23 protein-coding genes and 1 pseudogene are annotated in these 22,679 nt (G+C 60.1%); 14 read left to right on the top strand and 10 right to left on the bottom strand.

Annotated features, from left to right (window positions below; genetic code table 11):
• Positions 1 to 45: 45 nt before the first annotated feature.
• The gene (gene rnk / locus H8B20_RS11275) at positions 46 to 456 is read left to right on the top strand and encodes a nucleoside diphosphate kinase regulator (RefSeq protein WP_042561713.1); all 411 of its coding nucleotides are present in this window, start codon (positions 46 to 48) and stop codon (positions 454 to 456) included.
• Positions 457 to 462: 6 nt separating this feature from the next.
• Here rnk and H8B20_RS11270 read toward each other — a convergent pair whose 3' ends face one another.
• From H8B20_RS11270 to H8B20_RS11260, 3 genes are all read right to left on the bottom strand, one after another.
• On the bottom strand, positions 463 to 3,306 hold the full coding sequence (locus H8B20_RS11270; protein WP_210623168.1) for a class I adenylate cyclase: 2,844 nt from the start codon (positions 3,304 to 3,306) through the stop codon (positions 463 to 465).
• A 194-nt stretch (positions 3,307 to 3,500) separates the two neighbouring features.
• On the bottom strand, positions 3,501 to 3,746 hold the full coding sequence (locus H8B20_RS11265) for a TIGR02647 family protein (RefSeq protein WP_042561711.1): 246 nt from the start codon (positions 3,744 to 3,746) through the stop codon (positions 3,501 to 3,503).
• Between the two features lie 260 nt (positions 3,747 to 4,006).
• Positions 4,007 to 4,291: a hypothetical protein gene (locus H8B20_RS11260; protein ID WP_042561710.1), complete on the bottom strand. Its 285-nt coding sequence runs from the start codon at positions 4,289 to 4,291 to the stop codon at positions 4,007 to 4,009.
• A 123-nt stretch (positions 4,292 to 4,414) separates the two neighbouring features.
• On the opposite strand from H8B20_RS11260, the gene H8B20_RS11255 reads away from it, so the two are divergent.
• Entirely contained in the window at positions 4,415 to 5,074 is a 660-nt protein-coding gene (locus H8B20_RS11255; protein WP_047304116.1) for a glutathione S-transferase family protein, read from the top strand.
• Between the two features lie 128 nt (positions 5,075 to 5,202).
• On the opposite strand, the gene argH is transcribed toward H8B20_RS11255, so the two are convergent.
• Positions 5,203 to 6,597, bottom strand: coding sequence for an argininosuccinate lyase (gene argH / locus H8B20_RS11250; protein ID WP_210623167.1), 1,395 nt, complete (start codon positions 6,595 to 6,597; stop codon positions 5,203 to 5,205).
• A 334-nt stretch (positions 6,598 to 6,931) separates the two neighbouring features.
• On the opposite strand from argH, the pseudogene H8B20_RS28280 reads away from it, so the two are divergent.
• The 8 genes and pseudogenes from H8B20_RS28280 to H8B20_RS11210 form a co-directional block, all read left to right on the top strand.
• A pseudogene (locus H8B20_RS28280) lies at positions 6,932 to 7,072 on the top strand (sensor histidine kinase); the annotation flags it as partial.
• Positions 7,069 to 7,815 (top strand): LytR/AlgR family response regulator transcription factor, encoded by a 747-nt coding sequence (locus H8B20_RS11240; protein ID WP_042561707.1) that lies wholly within the window; start codon positions 7,069 to 7,071, stop codon positions 7,813 to 7,815. The pseudogene H8B20_RS28280 and the gene H8B20_RS11240, both read left to right, overlap by 4 nt.
• A gap of 135 nt (positions 7,816 to 7,950) precedes the next feature.
• Positions 7,951 to 8,892, top strand: a complete 942-nt coding sequence (gene hemC / locus H8B20_RS11235) for a hydroxymethylbilane synthase (protein WP_210623166.1) — start codon at positions 7,951 to 7,953, stop codon at positions 8,890 to 8,892.
• Complete coding sequence (locus H8B20_RS11230; RefSeq protein WP_210623165.1) at positions 8,889 to 9,656, top strand: uroporphyrinogen-III synthase; 768 nt, start codon at positions 8,889 to 8,891, stop codon at positions 9,654 to 9,656. The genes hemC and H8B20_RS11230 overlap by 4 nt, the downstream gene beginning before the upstream one ends.
• Positions 9,657 to 9,672: 16 nt before the next feature.
• The gene (locus H8B20_RS11225) at positions 9,673 to 10,815 is read left to right on the top strand and encodes a uroporphyrinogen-III C-methyltransferase (RefSeq protein ID WP_210623164.1); all 1,143 of its coding nucleotides are present in this window, start codon (positions 9,673 to 9,675) and stop codon (positions 10,813 to 10,815) included.
• A complete protein-coding gene (locus H8B20_RS11220; RefSeq protein WP_210623163.1) occupies positions 10,812 to 12,050 on the top strand; it encodes a heme biosynthesis protein HemY in 1,239 nt (412 codons plus the stop codon). Before H8B20_RS11225 ends, H8B20_RS11220 begins: the two co-directional genes overlap by 4 nt.
• Positions 12,051 to 12,268: 218 nt before the next feature.
• Positions 12,269 to 12,820 carry a disulfide bond formation protein B gene (locus tag H8B20_RS11215; protein WP_042561702.1) on the top strand — a complete coding sequence of 184 codons (552 nt, stop codon included), beginning with the start codon at positions 12,269 to 12,271 and terminating at the stop codon, positions 12,818 to 12,820.
• 183 nt (positions 12,821 to 13,003) lie between these two features.
• The gene (locus tag H8B20_RS11210; RefSeq protein ID WP_042561701.1) at positions 13,004 to 13,462 is read left to right on the top strand and encodes an Rsd/AlgQ family anti-sigma factor; all 459 of its coding nucleotides are present in this window, start codon (positions 13,004 to 13,006) and stop codon (positions 13,460 to 13,462) included.
• Positions 13,463 to 13,520: 58 nt separating this feature from the next.
• Here H8B20_RS11210 and H8B20_RS11205 read toward each other — a convergent pair whose 3' ends face one another.
• Complete coding sequence (locus H8B20_RS11205) at positions 13,521 to 14,186, bottom strand: FKBP-type peptidyl-prolyl cis-trans isomerase (RefSeq protein ID WP_210623162.1); 666 nt, start codon at positions 14,184 to 14,186, stop codon at positions 13,521 to 13,523.
• Between the two features lie 192 nt (positions 14,187 to 14,378).
• Between H8B20_RS11205 and H8B20_RS11200 the strand changes: the two genes are divergently transcribed.
• Complete coding sequence (locus H8B20_RS11200; protein WP_210623161.1) at positions 14,379 to 15,500, top strand: AlgP family protein; 1,122 nt, start codon at positions 14,379 to 14,381, stop codon at positions 15,498 to 15,500.
• Here H8B20_RS11200 and H8B20_RS11195 read toward each other — a convergent pair.
• Positions 15,497 to 15,958, bottom strand: coding sequence for a TIGR02444 family protein (locus tag H8B20_RS11195; RefSeq protein ID WP_210623160.1), 462 nt, complete (start codon positions 15,956 to 15,958; stop codon positions 15,497 to 15,499). The genes H8B20_RS11200 and H8B20_RS11195 overlap by 4 nt on opposite strands.
• Before the next feature lie 50 nt (positions 15,959 to 16,008).
• On the opposite strand from H8B20_RS11195, the gene H8B20_RS11190 reads away from it, so the two are divergent.
• The 3 genes from H8B20_RS11190 to H8B20_RS11180 all read left to right on the top strand — a co-directional run bounded on the left by H8B20_RS11190 (position 16,009) and on the right by H8B20_RS11180 (position 19,258).
• The gene (locus tag H8B20_RS11190) at positions 16,009 to 17,919 is read left to right on the top strand and encodes an ATP-binding cassette domain-containing protein (RefSeq protein WP_042561696.1); all 1,911 of its coding nucleotides are present in this window, start codon (positions 16,009 to 16,011) and stop codon (positions 17,917 to 17,919) included.
• Positions 17,919 to 18,500, top strand: coding sequence for a mechanosensitive ion channel family protein (locus H8B20_RS11185; protein ID WP_042561695.1), 582 nt, complete (start codon positions 17,919 to 17,921; stop codon positions 18,498 to 18,500). Before H8B20_RS11190 ends, H8B20_RS11185 begins: the two co-directional genes overlap by 1 nt.
• 125 nt (positions 18,501 to 18,625) lie before the next feature.
• Positions 18,626 to 19,258, top strand: a complete 633-nt coding sequence (locus tag H8B20_RS11180; RefSeq protein WP_042561694.1) for a LysE family transporter — start codon at positions 18,626 to 18,628, stop codon at positions 19,256 to 19,258.
• A gap of 109 nt (positions 19,259 to 19,367) precedes the next feature.
• On the opposite strand, the gene H8B20_RS11175 is transcribed toward H8B20_RS11180, so the two are convergent.
• Genes H8B20_RS11175 through H8B20_RS11160 form a run of 4 tightly spaced genes read right to left on the bottom strand, consistent with a single transcriptional unit; the run spans position 19,368 to position 22,523 of the window.
• Positions 19,368 to 20,111, bottom strand: coding sequence for a penicillin-binding protein activator LpoB (locus H8B20_RS11175; protein ID WP_210623159.1), 744 nt, complete (start codon positions 20,109 to 20,111; stop codon positions 19,368 to 19,370).
• A 3-nt stretch (positions 20,112 to 20,114) separates the two neighbouring features.
• Positions 20,115 to 20,702: a penicillin-binding protein activator LpoB gene (lpoB, locus tag H8B20_RS11170; RefSeq protein ID WP_007911129.1), complete on the bottom strand. Its 588-nt coding sequence runs from the start codon at positions 20,700 to 20,702 to the stop codon at positions 20,115 to 20,117.
• A gap of 36 nt (positions 20,703 to 20,738) precedes the next feature.
• A complete protein-coding gene (locus H8B20_RS11165) occupies positions 20,739 to 21,113 on the bottom strand; it encodes a YcfL family putative periplasmic lipoprotein (RefSeq protein WP_042561692.1) in 375 nt (124 codons plus the stop codon).
• A 15-nt stretch (positions 21,114 to 21,128) separates the two neighbouring features.
• Positions 21,129 to 22,523, bottom strand: a complete 1,395-nt coding sequence (locus tag H8B20_RS11160) for a COG3014 family protein (RefSeq protein WP_210623158.1) — start codon at positions 22,521 to 22,523, stop codon at positions 21,129 to 21,131.
• Positions 22,524 to 22,679 lie beyond the last annotated feature (156 nt).

The following is a 22,679-nucleotide window of genomic DNA, read 5'->3' as shown; positions in this document are numbered from 1 at the left end:
GGTTTTTTGCTTTTTTTGCGCAGAAGAAAGGAGTCTGCCCGGATCATGACCGCACCTTCCATCACTCTTACCCGTCTGGACGTTCAACGTCTGGAGCGCCTGATCGACAGCCTGGATGACACGCTGCCGGGCGTGATTGCGTTGCAAACCGAACTGGATCGCGCCGATACGCTGGTCAGCCACGATGAAGTGCCTGCCGATGTCGTGACGATGAATTCCCGCGTGCACTGCCGCGAAGAAGGCAGTGGCAAGGATTACCATCTGACGCTGGTCTATCCCAAGGATGCCAATGCCGATGAAGGCAAGATTTCGATTCTCGCACCGGTCGGCAGCGCGCTGCTGGGCCTGAAGGTCGGACAGCACATCGACTGGCCGGCACCGGGCGGCAAGACCCTGAAATTGACCCTGCTTGAAGTCGAATCGCAACCGGCCAACGGTGGCGCGTTCCCCGAGTAAATTCACTCAGACCTGTTCGAGTGCCTCGTTCAGGGCGCGCTCCAGGTCGGCCTTGTAGCGTAGATACAGATTGCTTGAGCTTTGCCCGTCACCGAGCAGCCCGGACAGGTCCAGGTCGGTGATGTAGCAACGATAGCGTTCGGTCTCACGACGCTGCTCGACGATCTCCCGGGCGACCACGCTGAACAGCTGGTCGCCATGTTCCAGCTCGCTGAACTCCCGTTGATTGCAATACAGCGTGACCTGCACTTGCCCTGGTGCGGCTTTGCCGATGATCGCCTGCACGTCGTAGAACGGTTTGTTGGCTGGCGTCTGCGGCATTGGCCGCGCTTCGACGCGCCGCGCCCGTCCCGGGCCCGAAGGCAATAGCTGGTAATACAAAATGTCGAGGCTGGTCGAGGGGGCGGCCTCCATCGGCAGCAGCGCCTCACGCCGATACTGGATCGATTGCAGGAAACGTTGCAGCGGTGCCAGCAGGCTTTGCTCGTCGTGATACGGCAAGTACTGCTGCCACAGCGCATTGAACTCGTCCAGAACGCAGACTTCGGCGTGCTGCTCGGTGATCCTGTAGAACACCTGAATGCATTCCGGCTGGCCCATTGGCAGGATCAGCGCAAGGTCGTTATCTTCCAGTGCCATCGGATCAAGGTGCAGCGGGCTGTAGCGCGCCTGCTCCTCACCGAGGTAGTCGAGCAGCGCCGGCAGGGAGGCGAGCGCGATATGGTTGACTTGTCCGGGCACCAGTTCCAGCACGTGATAGTGCTGTTGCACCTGAATCAGGTAGCGGTGATTCAATTCGCTGAGTAGCAAATTCTGCGCGGTGTCGACGATTTCTTCCACGCGTCGGGCGATGAACTGGGCACGGTTATGGCAGAAGCAGCGCACCTTCAGCGATGGCTGCAATGGCCCGCGAGGCAGGTTGTTGAGATAATCGCGCAAGCAGTCGAGCAGGGCGTGAGGTCCGTCGAAACGGTTGACCAGCACTTCGTTCCAGCTGTTGAGCGTGACCTGATCGAGGGTCAGCACGAGGTTCTCGCGCACGCCGGCATAGCTCAGTGAATCGGTGCGCTCGGTGGTCATGAGGATGTTGAGGTCACGGTGATGCTTGAGCGGATCGACGCCGACGTTCACCAGCATCAGTACTTCGCTCGGTACGGCGGCGCGCAGCAGCGGCTCTTCGGCAACAGTGGGCAAGGGCAGGGCGATGCACTGTTGCAGGCTGCCAAGCAGGTTGAACAGTTCGAACTCGCTCAGGTCGCTGTTGCCGGGGTGCAAGGCCAGACGGGTGCTGCTGTCGATCACGCCGTTGCGGTGGCACCAGGTCAACAGTTCCAGCAGTTCGCGGCTGCGTTTGATCGGGGCGAAATGTTCCCACTCAAGCGCCGTGAGGCTGCCGTTGTACAGGCCCCACTGGCTTTGTCCCGCCTCCTTCTTGTTGCGTGATTGCACCAGGGTCAGGGTGTCTTCGGCCAGATCCGGAGCGATGCCGGGATTGATGAACTCGACCTTGTCGGCCTTGCGCTCGAATGCCGCGTACAACCTGCGTCCCAGCACGTTGAGATCGCGCTTGTTGATCAGGCTGACGGTCTGCTCGGTGCGGGCGAACTGGGTCAGGAAGCGATAGCTGTAATTGAGCTCGTTGACCAGCGCGCGGCGCTCTGCGCTGACCTGCCGGACTTTCCACTGGCTGCGGCTATCGAGTAGGGCAAGTTGCCGCTGATCCCAGTGCCATTCGTTGGCCAGTCGTTCCAGTAGTGAACGTTGCCAGCTCTGCGTGCGGCTATTGCCCGTGAGCTTGCGATTGACCTTGAGGTAGAGCGCACGTCGCACCAGCTCAAGACGTTCCGGTTCGTTGCGGGCGATGAGGTATTCCTCGATGCGCCGATACACGACCATGTAAGGGTCCAGTTCATCCAGATCGAGTTGATTGGCGAACACGGCTTTTTTGAAGCGAAGGCTCAGGCACTGCACCTGCGGGTGTTCGCTGGCATACACCTCGGTCAGCAGCAGTTTGAGCACCGATTTGTAAGGTGACTCAATGCCCTTGAACAACTGCCACAGCCCCGCGCCGATGAACTCTCCCGGTGGAATCGTCGCCAAATGCCCAAGGTCGAGGGTTTCGTCGGCGCGGATGAAGCGCTTGGACAGCAGCGTGTGGGTGTAAAGGTCGTAGGCCGTTTCTTCGTATACCGGCACCAGCCACCAGATCGGCGTGCGTCCGCCCAGCCAGATCGCGGTGCGATAAAACTCGTCGAGCAGCAGGTAGTGCTGGGTGCTGCCACAGTTTTCGGAGCTGAGCTGGGTGTCGCGCTCACCTTTGACGAAACGCACCGGGTCGATCAGAAAGAAATGCGCCTCGGCGCCCTGACTCGCGGCCCAGGTTTCCAGGAGCTGGCATTTCTTGCCCAGTTCAGCGAGCTCGTTTTCGCTCAGATCCGGCGCGTGACACACCCATACGTCCATGTCGCTTTGATCGGCCTGGGCCAGGGTGCCGAGACTGCCCATCAGAAACAGGCCATGAATCGGTCGCGGCGGATTGCTGCCGTGGCGCGGCTTGTAAGAGAAGGAGCGCGTCAGGCGCTGGGCTTCGGCGAGGGTATTGGCGTCCGGCTCGTAATTCGACAGGCCGGCCGGCGTACTGCCCGAGACATATCCCGGCAGCAGCGGATGATTGACGTGAAAGAACAGCGGCAGCAGCGTCAGCACAGCTTGCTGGCGCGTCGACAACCCTTCCAGAGCGCGGCCGAGGCGGCCTTCATTGAGCTTTAGAAAGCGCGCGCGCAGTTGGCTAAGCACCTTGCGGTCGATTCCTTCGTCCAGGTCGGGGCGGATTTCATGGGTGCGCGTCATGTCAGCTCAAACCGGCTCGCAGGCTCGGACGTAGAGGGTCTCGGAATGACGGGCAGTTTAGCCTTTGCGCGGCGGGAGTTTTAAGCTGATTTTGTTTTTTGACGTCAGATTTCAATCGCGAGGCGATAGTTGACGTCCGGACGGGCCCGCGGAAATCCCGTGACAGGGGTTCCCGTGGGCGAAGTCAGGAAGAATCAGGCTGTTTCCGGCTCTTTCAGGATCGTCAGTACGGTTTGTACATTCTGCGCGGCATCGCGACCCAGGCTGGTCAGATATCCGCCATCGGGCTGATCGGTCAGTTCTTTATCAAAGAGGCGTTGGGCAGCAGCGATGTGTTTCGGGGCAGCGGTCTGATGAATTTTCAAACCTTCCTGGGAACTGTCCAGGGGAAAGAGTGCAAGGACTTCCAGTTCGGCAACCAACTCAGGGGTAAGCGACATAAGGACTCCAGACTTTCTAGGAATTGGAACGCAGCGCCCCTAAGGTGAACCCGCTTGTGCGGCATGTCCAGTGCTCAGATCAGGGATTTCCTCTTGAGGCGAATTCCAGTGTAGTCGGGGCCGGGGAGATGGCCGGAGGGATGGGTGACAAATTGTGTGGGAGCGAGCCGGCATTGCGAATGCGGCGTGTCAGGCGCCGCATGATACGAATGCTACGGCCTCGTCGCGCGAGCAGGCTTGCTCCCACCGGGAAAGCGCGATTACTGCTTTTCTGGTGGCAATTCAGGCAGCGCACGCAGTGCGGCTTCGTACCATGCGGTATCGAATGGGCGATCTTCATCCAGCATCGCGTCAATCTCGTAGGCCAGCACATGCGCCATCAGATTGAGGATTTCTTCACGTTCAACGCCGACCAGGGTCAGCTTGTTGAGCGTAGCCTTGGCCGCAGGCGGGTTGTCGCTTTCGATCTGGTTCTCGATCGCTTCGATCAGCGTGCTCTCGGTAAACTCTTCTTCGTCGTTGTCGATGTCTGTCGGCTCGCTCATGGCAGGCTCCTCAAGGAAAGGCGCCAGTTTACCCGCATTCAGCGGCGTGATGCTGCTGGCGGGAATTGTCCGGGCGATCTATAAACAGGCACTGCCCACCCCGCACGGCCTGGAGGCTATGTGATGCTCAAGCTCTACGGATTCTCTGTCAGCAACTACTACAACATGATCAAACTGGCGCTGCTGGAAAAAGGCCTGCCGTTTGAAGAGGTCACGTTTTATCCCGCGCAGACCGCTGAATCATTGGCTATCAGCCCGCGCGGCAAGGTGCCGGTGCTGGGCGTTGATGGCGGTTACATCAACGAAACAGCGATCATCCTTGAATACCTCGAGCTGACCCAGAAAGGCACGCCGCTGCTGCCCAGCGATCCTTTCGAACGGGCGCAGGTGCTGGCAATCGCCAAGGAAATCGAGCTGTACATCGAGCTGCCGGGACGTGCCTGCTACGGTGAAGCGTTTTTTGGCATGACTTTGCCGGACGCCATCAAGGAAAAGACCCAATCAGAATTGCTGCTGGGCTTTGCGGCGCTCGGCCGGCACGGCAAGTTCGCCCCGTATGTGGCGGGCGACAGTCTGAGCATCGCGGATTTGTATTTCCTCTACAGCGTGCCGCTGGCCTGTGCGGTGGGGCAGAAGCTGTTCGGGATCGATTTGCTGGCAGAAATGCCGCAGGCGAAGGCGCTGCTGGAGCGGCTTGAGCAGAATCCGCATGTGCAGAAGATTGCGGCGGATAAGGATGCGGCGATGCCGGCGTTTTTGGCGATGATCGCTGCCAAGAAGTAGGTTCTGTGCTGTTCTGAAGTCAGCATTTGCGAGCAGGCTCGTTCCCACAGGGATTTGTGTTGTTCACAGACTTTGTGTTCAGCACAGATCCAATGTGGGAGCGAGCCTGCTCGCGAAGCTTTTGACCTTTAGCGGCTGGCGATCAGGGCCTGGCCGCGGGCAACGGCTGCCTTGACCTGCGCTGGCGCAGTGCCGCCGATATGGTCACGGGCATTTACCGAGCCTTCCAGGGTCAGCACAGCAAACACGTCCTGCTCGATCTGATCGCTGAACTGACGCAGTTCTTCCAGGCTCATCTCAGCCAGGTCCTTGCCAGTGTCGACGCCGTACTTCACAGCGTGGCCGACGATTTCGTGGCAATCACGGAACGGCAGGCCACGGCGCACCAGGTAGTCAGCCAGGTCGGTTGCGGTGGAGAAGCCACGAAGGGCCGCTTCACGCATGATCGCGTGCTTGGGCTTGATCGCCGGAATCATGTCGGCAAACGCGCGCAGCGAATCGCGCAGGGTGTCGGCGGCGTCGAACAGCGGTTCCTTGTCTTCCTGGTTGTCCTTGTTGTAGGCCAGTGGCTGGCCTTTCATCAGGGTCAGCAGGCCCATCAGTGCACCGAACACACGGCCGGTCTTGCCACGTACCAGCTCCGGCACATCCGGGTTTTTCTTTTGCGGCATGATCGAGCTGCCAGTGCAGAAGCGATCCGGCAGATCGATGAACTGGAACTGCGCGCTGGTCCACAACACCAGCTCTTCGGAGAAACGCGACAAATGCATCATCGCTATGCTCGCGGCGGAGCAGAATTCGATGGCGAAATCGCGATCGGAAACATTGTCCAGCGAGTTGCCGCCAATGGCATCGAAACCCAGCAGTTGCGCGGTGTATTCGCGATCAATCGGGTAGGTGGTGCCGGCCAGCGCGGCACTGCCCAACGGCATGCGGTTGGTACGCTTGCGGCAATCGACCAAACGCTCGTAATCGCGGCTGAGCATTTCGAACCAGGCCAGCATGTGGTGCCCGAAAGTTACGGGTTGCGCGGTCTGCAAGTGAGTGAAGCCGGGCATGATGCTGCCGGACTCGCGCTCGGCTTGTTCCAGCAGGCCTTTTTGCAGGCGGGTGATTTCGGCCAGGATCAGGTCGATCTCGTCGCGCAGCCACAGGCGGATGTCGGTGGCGACCTGGTCGTTGCGGCTACGGCCGGTATGGAGTTTCTTGCCGGTGACGCCGATGCGGTCGGTCAGACGCGCTTCGATGTTCATGTGCACGTCTTCGAGGTCGATGCGCCAGTCGAACTGGCCGGCCTCAATTTCGCCCTGAATGGTGTTCAGGCCATCGATGATGGTGTCGCGCTCGGCATCGGTCAGCACGCCGACTTTGGCCAGCATGGTGGCGTGGGCGATCGAGCCCATGATGTCGTGGCGATACAGGCGCTGGTCGAAAGTGACGGAGGCGGTGAAGCGGGCGACGAAGGCGTCGACGGGTTCACTGAAGCGGCCGCCCCAGGACTGATTGGTCTTGTCAGTGCTCATGAATTCGCTCGTATCGGCTTGAAGAAAAAAGGCGTGAAACGCTGGCGCGGATAATAACAGGGTTGCCAATCCTGTCGTTGACACCAGTCGATACGTTTTTTTCGCAAAGTGTCATGCATAGTCGGTGTGCTGCGCGGGGAATTTGCACAACGATATTTTTCGATTGAGCAATATCGGCCCGACGAGCGTCTACAGTAGGACATAAGGGTCGGCGCGACTGCGGATCGCGCAAAGGTCTGGCCGCCGACTATAAGAAGTGGAGGTGGGTGTCTTGTCCTTCGACAAACCCCGCGAGAAACGCAGGAAACAGCGGGCTTTGAGCAGTACGACCCGGACACTGGCAAATATTGCTGGCCGACGTACGGCACTTTTTGGCGCTCGGGCTAGTCTTAGCGTGGATCGCGGTGACGGACGTCACTTCACCTGTCTACGCTATCCTTGTGCGAGACTCACGCAGGAATCCAGCGCAATATGAATGTCCTGATCGTTGATGACGAACCACTGGCTCGCGAGCGCCTCAGCCGTATGGTGAGCGAGCTCGAGGGTTATACAGTCCTGGAGCCCAGCGCCACGAATGGCGAAGAGGCGTTGGCACTGATCGACAGCCACAAGCCGGATATCGTACTGCTCGATATCCGCATGCCGGGCCTCGATGGCCTGCAGGTTGCTGCCCGTCTGTGCGAGCGAGAAACACCGCCCGCCGTGGTGTTTTTCACCAGTCCCGATGAATTTGCCGTGGAAGCCCTGCAGGCCAGCGCCGTGGGCTATGTGGTGAAACCCGTGCGAACCGAACACCTGCATGACGCCCTGAAACGGGCTGAACGTCCCAATCGGGCGCAACTCTCGGCCCTGACCCGTCCCGCTGCCGAAAGTGGCACCGGCCCGCGCAGTCACATCAGCGCCCGTACCCGTAAAGGCATCGAACTGATCCCGCTGGATCAGGTGGTCTATTTCATTGCCGACCACAAATACGTGACCTTGCGCCACGAAGGCGGCGAAGTGCTGCTGGACGAGCCGCTCAAAGCCCTCGAAGACGAATTTGGCGAGCGCTTCGTGCGCATCCACCGCAACGCGCTGGTCGCCCGCGACCGCATCGAGCGTCTGCAACGCACGCCGCTGGGGCATTTCCAGCTATTTCTCAAAGGCCTCAATGGCGACGCGCTGATTGTCAGTCGCCGGCATGTGGCGGGTGTGCGCAAGATGATGCAGGGTCTTTAACCCGGCCTTTTCGGGCGTTTATTTCTCGTTAGCGGGCATTGCAGGCCAGGGAGGCCGCGCCGTTTCTGATTCAAGTCAAAGTGGATTTGGCTGAGCTGTTATTATCCGCCGTATCTATTCAGTACGGATTGATCCATGTCCTCTCGCGAAATCCGCATCGCCACCCGTAAAAGTGCGCTGGCCCTCTGGCAGGCCGAATACGTCAAAGCCCGTCTGGAAGCGGCCCATCCCGGTTTGCGGGTGACACTGGTGCCCATGGTCAGTCGCGGCGACAAGCTGCTCGATTCGCCGCTGTCGAAAATCGGCGGCAAGGGCCTGTTCGTCAAGGAACTGGAAACCGCGCTGCTGGAAAACGAAGCCGACATCGCCGTCCATTCGATGAAAGATGTACCGATGGACTTCCCCGAAGGCCTCGGTCTGTTCTGCATCTGTGAGCGCGAAGACCCGCGTGATGCCTTTGTTTCCAATACCTATCCAAGCCTTGAGGCGCTGCCTGCCGGCAGCATCGTCGGCACGTCGAGCCTGCGCCGTCAGGCACAGCTGCTGACCCGCCGTCCTGACCTTGAAATTCGTTTCCTGCGCGGCAACGTCAACACTCGCCTGGCCAAGCTGGATGCGGGTGAGTACGACGCGATCATCCTCGCGGCCGCCGGTTTGATCCGCCTCGGTTTCGAGGATCGCATCACCTCGGCAATCAGTGTCGATGACAGCCTGCCCGCCGGTGGCCAGGGCGCGGTCGGTATCGAGTGCCGTAGCGCAGACAGCGAAATCCACGCCTTGCTGGAACCGCTGCATCACGCTGATACCACTTCGCGGGTTACCGCTGAACGTGCCCTCAACAAACATTTGAATGGCGGCTGCCAGGTGCCGATCGCCTGCTACGCCGTGCTTGAAGGCGAGCAATTGTGGTTGCGTGGCCTGGTGGGCGAGCCGAGTGGCGGCCGCTTGATCAGCGCCGAAGCGCGGGCCCCTCGCGCTGATGCCGAAGCATTGGGTGTGAGAGTCGCTGAAGATCTGCTCGCCCAAGGTGCCGAAGAGATTCTTAAATCAGTCTACGGCGAGGCAGGTCACGAGTGACTGGCTGGCGCCTGCTGTTGACGCGCCCTGCGGATGATTGTGCGGCGCTTGCAGAGACGTTGGCCGGGCAGGGGATTTTCGGTAGTTGTCTGCCGCTTTTGGAAATTGCCCCGCTGCCGGTCTCTGAGAACATACGTCTGGCGATGGCGCGATTGCCCGATTGCAGCGCAGTGATTGTGGTGAGCAAGCCAGCGGCGCGGATTGCGCTTGAACTGCTCGATGCCCAAGGGGCGCAGTCGTTGGCGATGCCGTGGTTCAGTGTCGGTGCGGCAACGGCGCAGATTCTTCAGGAGCGCGGCTTCGACGTTCATTGTCCGGCTGACGGCGATGACAGCGAAGCGTTGCTGCAATTGCCGCGTCTGCGTGAAGCCGTCGCCCAGCCGAATTCGCAGGTGTTGATCCTGCGCGGCGAGGGCGGCCGTGAACTGCTTGCCGAGCGCCTGCGTGAGCTTGGTGCTAGTGTCGAGTATCTGGAATTGTATCGACGCGAGCTGCCGGCCTATGCAGCGCAAGTACTGCCGCAGCGGATCGCAGCGGAACGCTTGAACGGGCTGGTGGTCAGCAGTGGACAGGGTTTCGAGCACCTGCGCCAAATGGCCGGCGATACCTGGCCGTCGATTGCGCGGTTGCCGTTGTTTGTTCCAAGCCCAAGAGTCGCCGAGCTGGCACGTGCCGCCGGGGCTCAAACAGTTGTGGATTGCCGCGGCGCGAGTGCCGCGGCTTTGCTGACGGCGTTGCGGGAGCATCCCGTACCCGTTTTCTAATGCAAAGGATGGATACGTGAGCGAAACAGCCTTGCCAAAAGATGACGTCCAACCTGTGATTGATGCACAAGTTGAAACTCCACCGCCGGCCCAAGCGCCGCGCCGAGGCAATGGCCTGGCCATCGTCGCCCTGTTGCTCGGTGCAGCCGGGGTCGCGATTGGTGGCTGGGGAGTCTGGCAGGTGCGACACCTGCAAACCAACACTCAGCAACAATCGGGTCAGGTGCAGGCGTTGAATGATCAGGCGCAGACCCTGAAGCTCAACGAGCAGCGTCTGACCGAACGTCTCGCGCAGCTGCCGGGGGCCGAAGAGCTCGCCGAACGCCAGCGTCTGGTGGCGCAGCTTCAGGGTGACCAGCAGCGCCTCAATCAACGTCTGGAAACCGTCCTCGGCGCCAGCCGCAAGGACTGGCGTCTGGCCGAGGCCGAGCACTTGCTGCGTCTGGCCAGCCTGCGCCTTTCCGCGTTGCAGGACATCAGCAGCGCCCAGGCACTGGTGCAGGGTGCTGACGAAATCCTCCGCGAACAGAATGATCCCGGCTCCTTTGCCGCCCGCGAGCAAGTGGCCAAAACCCTGGTTGCGCTGCGCAGCACCGAGCAACCGGATCGCACGGGTTTGTTCCTGCGGTTGGGGGCCCTGCGTGATCAGGTCATCGACCTCACCGAACTGGCGCCGGAATACAAGGATCGTGGCGAGTCGCTGCTCGGCTTGACCGCCGAGGGTGACGGCGCCAGTCGCTGGGCGCAGTGGTGGGATCAGATTTCGCACTTCATCCGTATCGATTTCAATGCAGACAAGAATGTGAAGCCACTGTTGGCCGGACAGAGTCTGAGCCAGGTGCGTCTGGCCCTGAGCCTTGCGCTGGAGCAGGCGCAATGGGCAGCCCTCAATGGTCAGGCCGCGGTTTACACCCAGGCACTGGCCGAGGCGCGCGACGTGCTCAAAGGCAACTTCAACCCGGACAATCCACAAAGCAAAGTGATGCTGGAACAGGTCGGTGAGCTGAGCAAGGAACCGGTCGCGGTCAAGACGCCGGATCTGACCGGCACCCTGAGTGCGGTGCAAGGCTATCTCGAGCGGCGTAACGTCAACGCCGAAGAATCGGTGAAACCGTTTGCCAAGCCTGCCGCCGACACCGTGCAGGAGGCCACGCCATGAAGCGCCTCTATGTGATCGTGTTTCTGGTGATCGCAGCGACTGCGGCGCTGGGCCTGGCGATTGCCGAGCATTCCGGTTACGTGTTGGTCGCTTACAAATCGTTCCGTTACGAGTCGAGCCTGTGGGCGACTTTGGCGTTGATCGCAGTGTTGTGGCTGCTGGTGTGGGGCATCAAGGCTCTGATCGAATTGGTGATGGCGTCCAGCGGCGTGGTCAATCCATGGTCGCGGCGCAACCGCAGCCGTCGGGTGCAAGTGGCGATCGAGCACGGCCAGCTGGATCTGGCCGAAGGTCGTTGGGCCAGTGCCCAGCGTCATTTGTATCGGGCCGCTGAAGCCGAGCGCCAACCGCTGCTGTACTACCTCGGCGCTGCCCGTGCGGCGAACGAGCAGGGCAATTACGAGGAATCCGATCGTCTGCTTGAGCGTGCGCTGGAGCGCCAGCCTCAGGCAGAGCTGGCAATTGCCTTGAGCCACGCACAGTTGCAGACCGACCGTGGCGACACCGACGGCGCATTGGTGACATTGCAGGCGATGCACGAGCGTCATCCTCATAACGTGCAGACGCTGCGTCAGTTGCAGCGCTTGTACCAGCAGCGCGGCGAATGGTCGGCGGTGATTCGTCTGCTGCCGGAGCTGCGCAAGGATAAAGTTTTGCCGCCCGCCGAACTGGCTGAGCTCGAGCGTCGCGCCTGGGGTGAAAACCTGTCGCTGGCCGCGCAGCGCGAAGAGGACGGCTCGGTTGGTTTGCAGTCGCTGACTCGCGCCTGGCAACAGCTGACCTCGGCGCAACGCCAGGAGCCGCCACTGGTGCTGGCTTATGCCGAACAGCTGCGTCAGCTGGGCGCTCAGGTCGAGGCGGAAGAAGTGCTGCGCACGGCCCTCAAGCGCAAGTATGACAGTCATCTGGCGCGTCTTTATGGTCTGGTGCGCGGGAGTGATCCGGCGCGTCAGTTGCAAACTGCCGAAGGTTGGCTCAAGGATCACCCGAACGATCCGAGCCTGCTGCTGACCCTGGGCCGTCTGTGCCTGCAATCGAGTCTGTGGGGCAAGGCCCGGGATTATCTGGAAAGCAGCCTGCGTGTGCAGCGCAATCCGGAAGCCTGTGCGGAACTGGCGCGTTTGCTCGCACAGCTTGGCGATACCGAGCGAAGCAATCAGCTGTTCCAGGAAGGCCTCGGTCTGCTGGATGAGCGCCTGCTGGCCGCGCCACTGCCGGCCCTGGCTCGCGTCTGAAGTGGCGAGGGAGGTAACTCCCTCGCACACCTTTGCAGAGCGAAAATTTACCTTCAGTCAGCCTTTAGGGCAAAGTCCTACAACGGGCTACGTCGAATCCTCTCGAAGCTGTCGGGTTTTCCCTACACCTCTGGTGAACTGTCGGCAGGGCCTTGCCTTGAAAGGCTGACACGCTTTCCTCTACCGTAACCATCTGTCTCTACTGTTACGGAAAAGCCATGTCGTTGGCCTGCTCACGCTCCTTGTTCTTCATGGCTTTCACTGCGAGTGCCTTTGCTCTGGGAGCTTCCTATTATCTCGAATACGCGGTGGGTCTGACGCCGTGCAGCTTGTGCCTGGTGCAGCGGCTGTTCCTCACGTTGCTGTGTGTTTGCTGTGGTCTGGCGGCGGTGCATGGCCCCAAGCGTGTCGGCCTGTGGCTTTACTGGTTGTCTGCGCTGGGCGCGAGTCTGGGTGGCACCACGGCGGCCTGGCGGCAGGTATTGATCCAAAGTGATCCGGTGCTGCAATCGATCCAGTGTGCGCCGAGCTCCGAGGCGCTGTTCAGCGCCATGTCGTGGATCTGCGCCTTGCAAAAACTGTTTAAAGGCGGCAATGACTGCGCGGAAATCTCCTGGACGTTGTTTGACCTGACGATCCCGGAGTGGAGCCTGTTGTTCTTTGTCGCGGTGTCAATTCTTGCTGTATATCAATTATTGCGATTGGTCTGGAGTGCTCTGCAACGGCCGCTCAGCGACGAAGCGTCGCACCGGGAGCTGCTGCGGGATTAAACACTTGTATGAACATTATCTCCTGCGTACCTTGAAGCCATAGGCGTGCGGGCATAATCTGGCCCGCACGTGTCATTGGATTTATGTTGCTCGATGACACTCTGCCCGACTGTCCCCCATGCTAAAACCTAAAGCGGGACACGGGTGTAGAGCAGCATGACCCACAAGGGAAGAGAGATCGCCATGCTCGAAAGTTGTCAGAATGCTCAGGAACGTTGGGGTGGAGTTCATCTGCTGATCGACCGCTGGCTCCAGGAGCGCAAGGAGCTGATCGATGCCTACGATAATCTTGGCGCGGAGCCTCAGACGCTGTCCGAGAGCCGCAAGCCCTTGCAGGAATTCTGCGGCGTGCTGGTTGATTACGTATCGGCGGGGCACTTCGAAATTTATGAACAGCTGACGGGCGAAGCCAAGGCGTTCAACGACAAGCGCGGTCTGGAACTCGCCGAGACGATCTACCCGCGCATCGATGTGATCACCGAAAAGCTACTCGCGTTCAACGACCTTTGCGATGAAGGCAAGTGCGTTGTCGAGAAATTCAAAGAGCTCGGCGGCCTGCTTCACGAGCGCTTCGAACTGGAAGATTGCCTGATTGAAGTGCTGCATACGGCGCATAAGGAAGAAGATTCAGTTCAGGCCTGATCGGCTTCGCTCAATAAAAAAACGGTGCGCCTCAAGCGCACCGTTTTTTTATCCCTGATCAACTCGTCGCGCCGCGCAATTCGACTTCAAATATCAGCGGTGTGAAGGGCGCGATCAAGTCCCCGGCGCCATCGGCGCCATAAGCCTGATCCGATGGAATCACCAGTCGCCATTTTGCCCCCACCGGCATGTTTTGCAGTGCAGTGCGCCAACCGGCAATCACACTGTCGAGGTTGAACCATTGCGGCTGACTGTTCTGATCGAACACGGTGCCGTCCGGCAAGCGACCGATATACAGCACCTGCACTTTTCCATCGGGTCCGGCCTTGGTGCCCGTGCCAGGTGCAAGCTCGGTAAGCAGGATGCCGTCAGCCAGTTCCTTTACTCCCGGTTTGGCTTTTTCCGCAGTGAGGAACCGTTGTTCGTTTTCCATCGCGGCATCGCTCGAAGGCTGCGCGTTGTGTTCGGCATTTTGCGATTCGTGATCGGCCAGAATCTGTTCGATCCGCGCTTCGCTCAGGGCCAGCGGCTTGCCTTGATAAGCCTGCTGCAAGCCATCAATCAGTGCCTGAATCTGCAGTTGCGGGACTTCTTGGCGCAACCGTTCACCGAGGCTGGCACCCAGACTGTAGGCAAGATCATGAGCGTCGTTCGCGGTGGTTTTTTCGTCGGCGTGGGCGCTGGAAAAAACCATGCAGAGGGATAAAAAAAGGTAGCGCGACATGGGCACTCTCCGTCCTGAGATGCGGTGGATTATGCCAGCGCGAACGTCTGCAACGGTGAACTGCTTTTGACTGCGGGCAGAACATTTTCACCTCGGTGCAACCCAAGGCTATTGATACTGTCAAGATGACCTAGCGGCGGTAGCAGCAGAGGTCTAGTATGAGCCGCACTCACGTCAGCCAGGAGGTAAACCATGTCGGCCACCAAGAAGCCTGTAAATACTCCGTTGCACTTACTCCAACAACTCTCGGGCAGCTTGCTCGAGCATTTGGAAAACGCTTGCTCGCAAGCCTTGGCTGATGCTGAAAAACTGCTCGCCAAACTCGAAAAGCAACGCGGCAAGGCGCAAGAAAAACTGCACAAATCCCGCACCAAATTGCAGGACGCAGCTGCCGCCGGCAAAGCCAAGGCGCAGACCAAAGCCAAAGGCGCAGTCAAAGAACTGGAAGAGCTGCTTGATGCCTTGAAGGATCGCCAGTCCGATACCCGCAGCTACATTCTGCAACTCAAGCGCGATGCCCAGGAAAGCCTGAAACTGGCCCAGGGTGTGGGCCGTGTGCAAGAAGCCGTGGGCAAGGTGTTGACTTCCCGTGCGGCCAAGCCTGCATCGGCACCGGCGAAGAAAGCCGCACTCAAACCCGCTGTTGCCAAAGCCCCGGCTAAAACCGCTGCCGCAAAACCGGCTGCAAAAGCCCCGGTAAAAACTGCGGCAAAAACCGCTGCAAAACCTGCGGCGAAAAAACCAGCTTCGACGACCGCGGCGAAACCGGCGGCTAAAACCACCGCAGCGAAACCGGCCGCGCGCAGAACTGCTGCTGCCAAACCAGCCGCGACCAAAGCTGCTCCAGCGAAAACCGCAGCGGCAAAACCGGCTGCCCGGACTGCCGTAAAACCTGCCGCTAGAACTGCCGCAGCAAAACCTGCAGCCAAGTCTGCCGCCAAACCTGTTGCTGCTAAACCAGCAGCAAAACCAGCGGCTAAAGTTGCCGCGAAACCGGCCGCCAAGCCAGCTGCTAAACCAGCAGTGAAAGCCGCCGCCAAACCGGCAGCCAAGCCAGCCGCGAAACCAGCTACCGCCACTAAGCCGGCAACTGCCGCTGCTAAAACTGCTGCCAAGCCGGCCGCAAAACCTGCCGCAAAAAAACCAGTGGCTGCCAAGCCAGCCGCCGCCAAACCGGCGATTGCTCCAGCTGCCAAGCCAGCCACACCGGCTACGCCAGCTGCACCTGCCGCCGCCACTGCCTCGACCACTTCGACTGCGCCATCGCCAGCCGCTGCGTCGAGCACCAGCAGCAACCCGACCAGCGCTTCCTAAGTGCTGATTGCCGCGACGCGCAGCACTTGCAGCGCGTCGCGGTTCAGGTTGGCCGCCGAGCCAGCCAGGGCCTCCAGCCAGCCGATTGACCCAGCTCCGCTGCGCCCCCACACCTGAGCAATGCCCTCCAGCCGCGACAGCAACGTACGCTCGGCTTCCAGCTCCAGCGCTTTGACTTGTTCGCGCATGCCCTTCAACACTCCATCATCCAAAGCCAGCGCTTTCCATTGCATGCGCAGGGTTCGCAGCGGCTGCACAACCCCGATATCCCAAGGCCCGGTCAGCGCCTGAAGCTGTCCCGCACGCTGTTCATCACAGCTCGCGCCGCGTTGCTCAAGCCACAAACCGCACAGCAACAGGCACACATTGACCCCCGCCGTTTGCAGTTGCAGACAAGCGTCTTCCACGCCCGGACGGGCGTAGGTGGCAAGGGAAAAGCTCCACAGGTCAGAGGACATCGTGCTACTCGCGCTAGTTGTGAGCGAAGCTGGTAGACTCCGCCGCCATTATGATCCGACTTCAGAACCTGACTTTACAGCGTGGCCCGCAACGTCTGCTAGAAGACGCCGAGCTGACCCTGCACGCCGGCCACAAAGCTGGCCTCATCGGTGCCAACGGCGCCGGCAAATCCAGCCTGTTTGCCTTGCTGCGTGGCGAATTGCACCCGGACTCGGGCGATTGCCTGCTGCCGGCCGACTGGCGGATCGCGCACATGCGTCAGGAGGTCGACACGCTCGAGCGCCTGGCAGTCGACTATGTGCTCGATGGCGACCTGCGTCTACGCGAGGTGCAACGTGACCTCGCCGTGGCCGAAGAGGCGCACGACGGCGTTGCCCTGGCGCGTCTGCATGTCGAACTCGACAGCGCCGACGGCTACACCGCCGACGCCCGCGCCCGCAAGTTGCTGGCCGGTCTGGGCTTCACCAACGAACAGATGGATCGACAGGTCGGAGATTTCTCCGGTGGCTGGCGGATGCGTCTGAATCTGGCGCAGGCATTGATGTGCCCGTCGGATCTGTTGCTGCTCGACGAACCGACCAACCACCTGGACCTCGACGCCATCATCTGGCTCGAGGACTGGCTGAAAAGTTACGCCGGCACCTTGCTGCTGATTTCTCACGACCGCGATTTCCTCGACGAAGTCGTCGATCATGTGGCCCATGTCGATCAGCGCAAGATCACCCTGTATCGCGGCGGCTACACCGCGTTCGAACGTGCCCGTGCCGAACGTCTGGCCCAGCAGCAACAGGCCTACGAGAAACAGCAGGCGCAGCGTGCGCACATGGAAAGCTACATCGCCCGCTTCAAGGCACAAGCGACCAAGGCCCGTCAGGCACAAAGCCGTATCAAGGCACTGGAACGCATGGAAGAGCTGTCGGCGGCCCACGTTGATTCGCCGTTCGACTTCGTGTTCCGCGAGTCGACCAAGATCTCCAGCACGCTGATCGATCTGTCCGATGCGAACCTGGGCTACGGCGACCGAGCCGTGCTGGAGAAGGTCAAGTTGCAACTGACCCCCGGCGCGCGGATCGGTCTGCTCGGCCCTAACGGCGCGGGTAAATCGACACTGATCAAGAACCTCGCCGGCGAGCTCGAACCGCTGTCCGGGCGCCTGACCCGTGGCGAGAACACCGTGGTCGGTTACTTCGCCCAGCATCAACTCGACTCGCTGGATGCCAAGGCCAGCCCGTTGCTGCACTTGCAGCGTCTGGCGCCCACTGAGCGTGAGCAGGCGTTGCGCGACTTCCTCGGCGGTTTCGACTTCCGTGGTGCGCGGCTCGATGAGCCTGTGCTGAATTTCTCCGGTGGCGAGAAGGCGCGTCTGGCCCTGGCGCTGATCGCCTGGGAGCGGCCGAACCTGTTGCTGCTCGATGAACCGACCAACCACCTCGACCTGGAAATGCGCCTGGCGCTGACCATGGCGCTGCAGGAATTCAGCGGCGCGGTGCTGGTGGTGTCTCACGATCGGCACTTGCTCAAGAGCACCACCGACAACTTCTACCTGGTGGCCGATGGCAAGGTTGAAGAGTTCGATGGCGATCTCGAAGACTATGCCCGTTGGCTGGTGGAATACCGTCAGCGCAATGCGCCGGTCAGTAACACCCCGGTGAACCCGGACAAGACTGACAAGAAAGCCCAGCGTCAGGCTGCGGCTGCATTGCGTCAGCAACTGGCGCCGCACAAGCGCGAGGCTGACAAGCTCGAAGCCGAATTGGGCAAGCTCCACGAGAAACTGGCCAAGGTTGACGCCAGCCTCGGCGACAGCGACATCTACGAGCCGGCACGCAAGAACGAATTGCGTGATCTGCTGGCCGAGCAAGCGAAATTGAAAGTGCGTGAAGGCGAGCTGGAAGAGGCGTGGATGGAAGCGCTGGAGACGCTGGAAAGCATGCAGGCGGAGCTGGAGGCGCTGTCCTGATGGACGCGTTCAAGCTGCCGCTGCCGGCGATGTGGGTCGAGCCGATCTGGCTCGGCGTGCAGATTCTGCTCATCCTGCTGGCCGGTTACCTGGCCCAGCGCTTCGTGGCCAAATGTCTGACCCGTCTGGGCGAACGCTATCCGTTTCCGCCGCAACTGCTGATGCCACTGCGTGGCGTCTTGCGCTGGCTGATCATGGGCAGTGCAGTGATCTTTGTTCTGCAACGCCTCGGCGTGTCGGCCACCGTGTTGTGGACGGCGCTGTCGGGTTTCGTTGCAGTGGCGGCGGTGGCGTTTTTCGCCATGTGGAGCGTGCTGTCGAACCTGCTCTGCGCGATTCTGATTTTCACCGTTGGCCCGTTTCGGTTGGGCGATGTGGTCGAACTGGTCGACACCACCGACAAGCCTGGGGTCAAAGGCCGGGTGGTGGCGATCAATCTGCTCTACACCACGTTGATTGAGGCTGAGGAGTTGGGCACCGGTAGCGCGATGGTGCAGGTGCCAAACAGCTTGTTCTTCCAGCGTTCGGTGCGACGTTGGCGGGGGACTGATGTGTTTCCTTCGAGCGGATTCGAGAAGTAGCGTTTAAAGCAGGATCCTTTGTTTTGGGTTTTCTGTAGTCCCCTTTTCCTACAAAAAATCGATAGTCAGCGGCGCCAAGTCGCATTAGCTTAGACGTCTGTCACGAGTCAAAGTCGAGGTGTGCGATGGAGCTTGAAACATGGCTGGCATTCTTTGCCGCCTGCTGGTTGATCAGTATTACGCCCGGCGCGGGTGCTATCGCATCAATGTCCAGTGGTCTGCAATACGGTTTCTGGCGTGGTTACTGGAACGCGCTGGGGTTGCAATTGGGGCTGGCGCTGCAAATCGCGATTGTCGGCGCCGGTGTCGGCGCGATCCTCGCGGCTTCCGCTACCGCCTTCTATGCAATCAAATGGTTCGGCGTCGCCTATCTCGTCTACCTGGGGATCAAGCAATGGCGCGCGCTGCCCAGCGACATGAGCGATGACGCGGCCATTCGCCCGATTGGCAAGCCGTTGGTTCTGGTCTTCCGTGGTTTCCTGGTCAACATGAGCAACCCCAAAGCACTGGTGTTCATGCTGGCGGTGCTTCCGCAGTTCATCAATCCCCACGCGCCGCTGCTCATCCAGTATCTGGTGATCGGCGCGACGATGGTGTTTGTCGACCTGATTGTCATGGCCGGCTACACCGGTCTGGCGTCCAAGGTCTTGCGGCTGTTGCGCACGCCCAAGCAGCAAAAGCGCATGAACCGCACGTTTGCCGGGTTGTTCATTGGCGCCGCAGCGTTCATGGCGACGTTGCGCAAAGCGGCGGTCTAAACCGCAAGACACAAAAAAGGCGACCCCAAGAGGTCGCCTTTTTTATTGCTCTGCCTGGCACTGACATGCGGCGAGGGGTAAATCCTCTCGCCACAGGTCATCCCATGGATCAGCGCAAAATCACCGGCGCCGTATCGCGCGGCAGATTGTTGCGCTGCTGCGCTTCGCGCGGCTGCTCGTAACCACCGCCACCGAGCTGTTGGCTCAGTTGCCCGGCCACGTCTTCACCCAGGGCCTTCGACACCTCGCGCACCACCCGTGGGCGATTCAGCGAGATCTTGAGGTCGCGGCCGTTCACCAGTTTGGTGTCCTGCGCTTCACCCATCGCCGTGAAGGCCGAAGTGATTTCGAAGGTCTTGGTGTTGATCAGGCTGAAATCCGCCACCAACGTCAGGCCCAGAACCGCCGAATAACTGTCGGTGTGCGCCAGCTCGTTCATGTCCTCTGTGAAGTCGATATCGGACACAGTGCCGAACAGCACATAGTCGGCACCTTTGAAGTTGCCGGCCTTGATCCGCTTGATCACGTCGTAAATGTCACCCTTGGACGACGCGGTGTACGGCGTGCCCTGCACCAGCTGGAACATGCCGGTACGCAGGATTTCACCCTTGATGTCGCCGGTGAACTTGCGCAGCTCGGTTTGCTCGATGTAGCTGGTGGTGGCTTCGATCTCGTTATAGCTCGAAGAACCACTGGAACTGTAGTAACCCTCACGATAATTGCTCTGCGCCGAAACGATGTGGATGTATTGCTCCACACGTTCCTGATACGCCAGATCCGTCACCGCGACTTTCGGGGCCGCTTGCGCGCCAAACGCGCAAGCCAGGGCCATGATGCCAATCCATGTGCGCATCGATTAACGCTCCGTGGTTTTGCGGATCTCTTTTTCGTCCATCCACTCGGCCAGACCGCTTTCAACGTCGATCAATTGCAGGCTGAATTTGTAGAAGACGTCTTTGTAATCGCTGCTGCGCTTGACGATGGAGCTGATCGAGCCTTCGATGCGGTACTTGGCAGCCACCATGTTGCCGGTCTTGGCCACGGTGCTCTTCTTGTACAGACCGCTCTGGTTTTGCAGCTTGAGCTGGTCAACCTGGCTCTGCATCGCGTTGTTGTCGCTGGCAAAGCGGGCAACGCCGGTCTTCATCAGCTGAGTCTTGATGCTGGTGGTGATTTCGCGGGTATCGATGTACTCGCTGGTCTTGTTCTTCACGTCGTAGACCTGAACCACCGGACGACCCTGCAGAATGCCGGACTGGGCCAGCGAGCGGGTCATCGATTCGGCGATCATCTGCAGGTCGGTCGAACCGAATTCGTTGGTGACGGTTTCAACAGCCTTGGTGTCGCCGTAGCTGATGTTCTTGCTGCCCAGGGTCGGCGAGGTGTTGGCGCAACCGGAGGCCAGCAGGGCGATAACGGCGATGCAGGAAAAGCGTACAAACATGTCAGTGCTCTCTAAAACAGGAATAGGGTGGCGGGCTTAAGGCGTCTTGATTTCCAGACGGAAGTCCACGGCTTTAGGCGTTGGGGCGATCGCTTGAATGAAGCTGGTCTGGGCGCCGTACATCATTTGGCTTTTCCAGACTTCTTCTTCAGCAACCGGGAAACCTTCCGCGCCGAGCCAGGCGAAGCGGTAGTAGAAAATCTTGTTGCTGTTGAGGGTGTTGCTCAACTGCACGTTGACGGTCATGAAGCCGTTTTCGCGGGCGACGCGCATGGCGCCGACCACGATGTGTTTCTGCGGGCCCATGGCCACGACTTTGCTCGCGGCGCTGCCCGGCTCTGGAGGTGGCGGGGTGGCGCAGCCGCTGGCCAGCAAGGCGAGGGCGGCGACGGCGATGAGTTTGAAGCGCATGCAAAGACTCCGTTCTTAAGGTTGTTTGAGGCTGGCGACGTTGGTCGCACTGGCGCTCGGGATCACGTGGGCGGCGAGACCGCCAGCGAACACCTGATTGCCTACGGCGCGCAGACTGATCACCTGATAACGCTGATCGACGGTGACCTTGACCACCGACCCGCCCACGGCGCTCGGCAGAGTGACTTGGTGCTCACCTTTCTTCAAGCGCAGACGCACCACTTGGGTGTTGTCCGGCAGGGTGCGCCACGTACGGGTATCGGCACCTTCGAGCACGGCTGAAGAAATACCTACTGCCAGACCGGCCAGTGGGTTGGTTTCGTTGATCTGCTTCTGCGCGACACCTTTGGTGATTGCGCGCACGGTGGTACGCAGGATGATGCCGGGCATGTCATCACGCAGGGCGCGACGGGACATGGCGGTGGTGCTGTTGAGCGCAGTCAGGTTGACTTGCTGGCCATCGACACCGATCTGCGCGAACGGCGCGGTAGAGGTGTCTGCTTTGATGATCGGGAACGACAGCGGTGTGATTACCACGTTGTTGGAGATCGGCAATGGCAGTGGGACGCGGATCGAATCGCGTGCTGGCGCCAGACCGCTTTGCACCACGATCAGGATGTCGCTGTCATCGCTCTTGCTCGGCTTGTCGAGGTTGACCAGTGCCTGTTCCAGCAGCGGCGTGTTCGGGCGCAGTTCGACAGCCTTGCGGTAGCCCGGTGCAGCCAGGTCTTTTTCACCCAGCGCTTCGTAAACGAAACCGGCCAGATAATGGCTGAACGCACTCTGATAGCTGTTTTTCAGGCTGACCACTTCCGGTGCGTCGAGGCTGGCGACCGGGTAGCCTTGCAGATCCTTGTACTGAGTCTTGATCCCTTCTTTCTCGGCCTCTTCCTCGCTTTTGAGGTATTCCTTGTCGCGCAGGTCGGCGATCACCGCTTCACGTTCGTGGGTCTTCTTGATCGCAGTGCGAGCGCCGTCGAAGTCGTTGACCGCCAGCAGGTTCAGGGCCATCTGCGTGGTCAGCATGACTTTTTCATAGTCGTAGCCTTCGTAGCGGCGGACCTTGTCGTTGACCACGAAGCTGCCGAACTGGGCGAGGTATTTGCCGGTATCGAGCTTGACCGAATCTTCCCACTGGCCGACGACCTGATCAGCGCTGGTCCAGGCATTCTGACTGCCGGACAAATCGCCCTTGGCGCGCAGCAGCTCACCTTTCTCGAAGTAATAGAGCAGGTCTTTGTCGGGGCTGGTGTTGTTCTTTTCCAGCAGGGACAGCGCGGCGTCGACATTGCCGGAAGCCAGTTGCTGGTTGGTCTGTGCCAGTTCGGAATCGTAGTTGCGAAACGCCGAACAGCCGGACAGCAGAGTGATGGCGCTGAGGGCGATCAGAGTAGGGGCGCGGAATGCCATGGGGGTACTTCTTCCATGAGTAACGACAGCCTCGTGTGCGGGTCGGGCTGGTGGGACCGATCGACAGTGGCACTGGCCTCCTGCCAATTCCTCATAACCAGAGGAGCTTTTATGCCACTTCGCCATAGCGAGGGCGCGGCATTATAGGCGTCCGGT

This window comes from Pseudomonas sp. P42, assembly GCF_017973755.1.
In the GTDB taxonomy this organism is placed as follows: domain Bacteria; phylum Pseudomonadota; class Gammaproteobacteria; order Pseudomonadales; family Pseudomonadaceae; genus Aquipseudomonas; species Aquipseudomonas iridis.
Note: the sequence above shows the minus strand (reverse complement) of the source record. Positions and strands in the feature narration are given on the sequence as shown.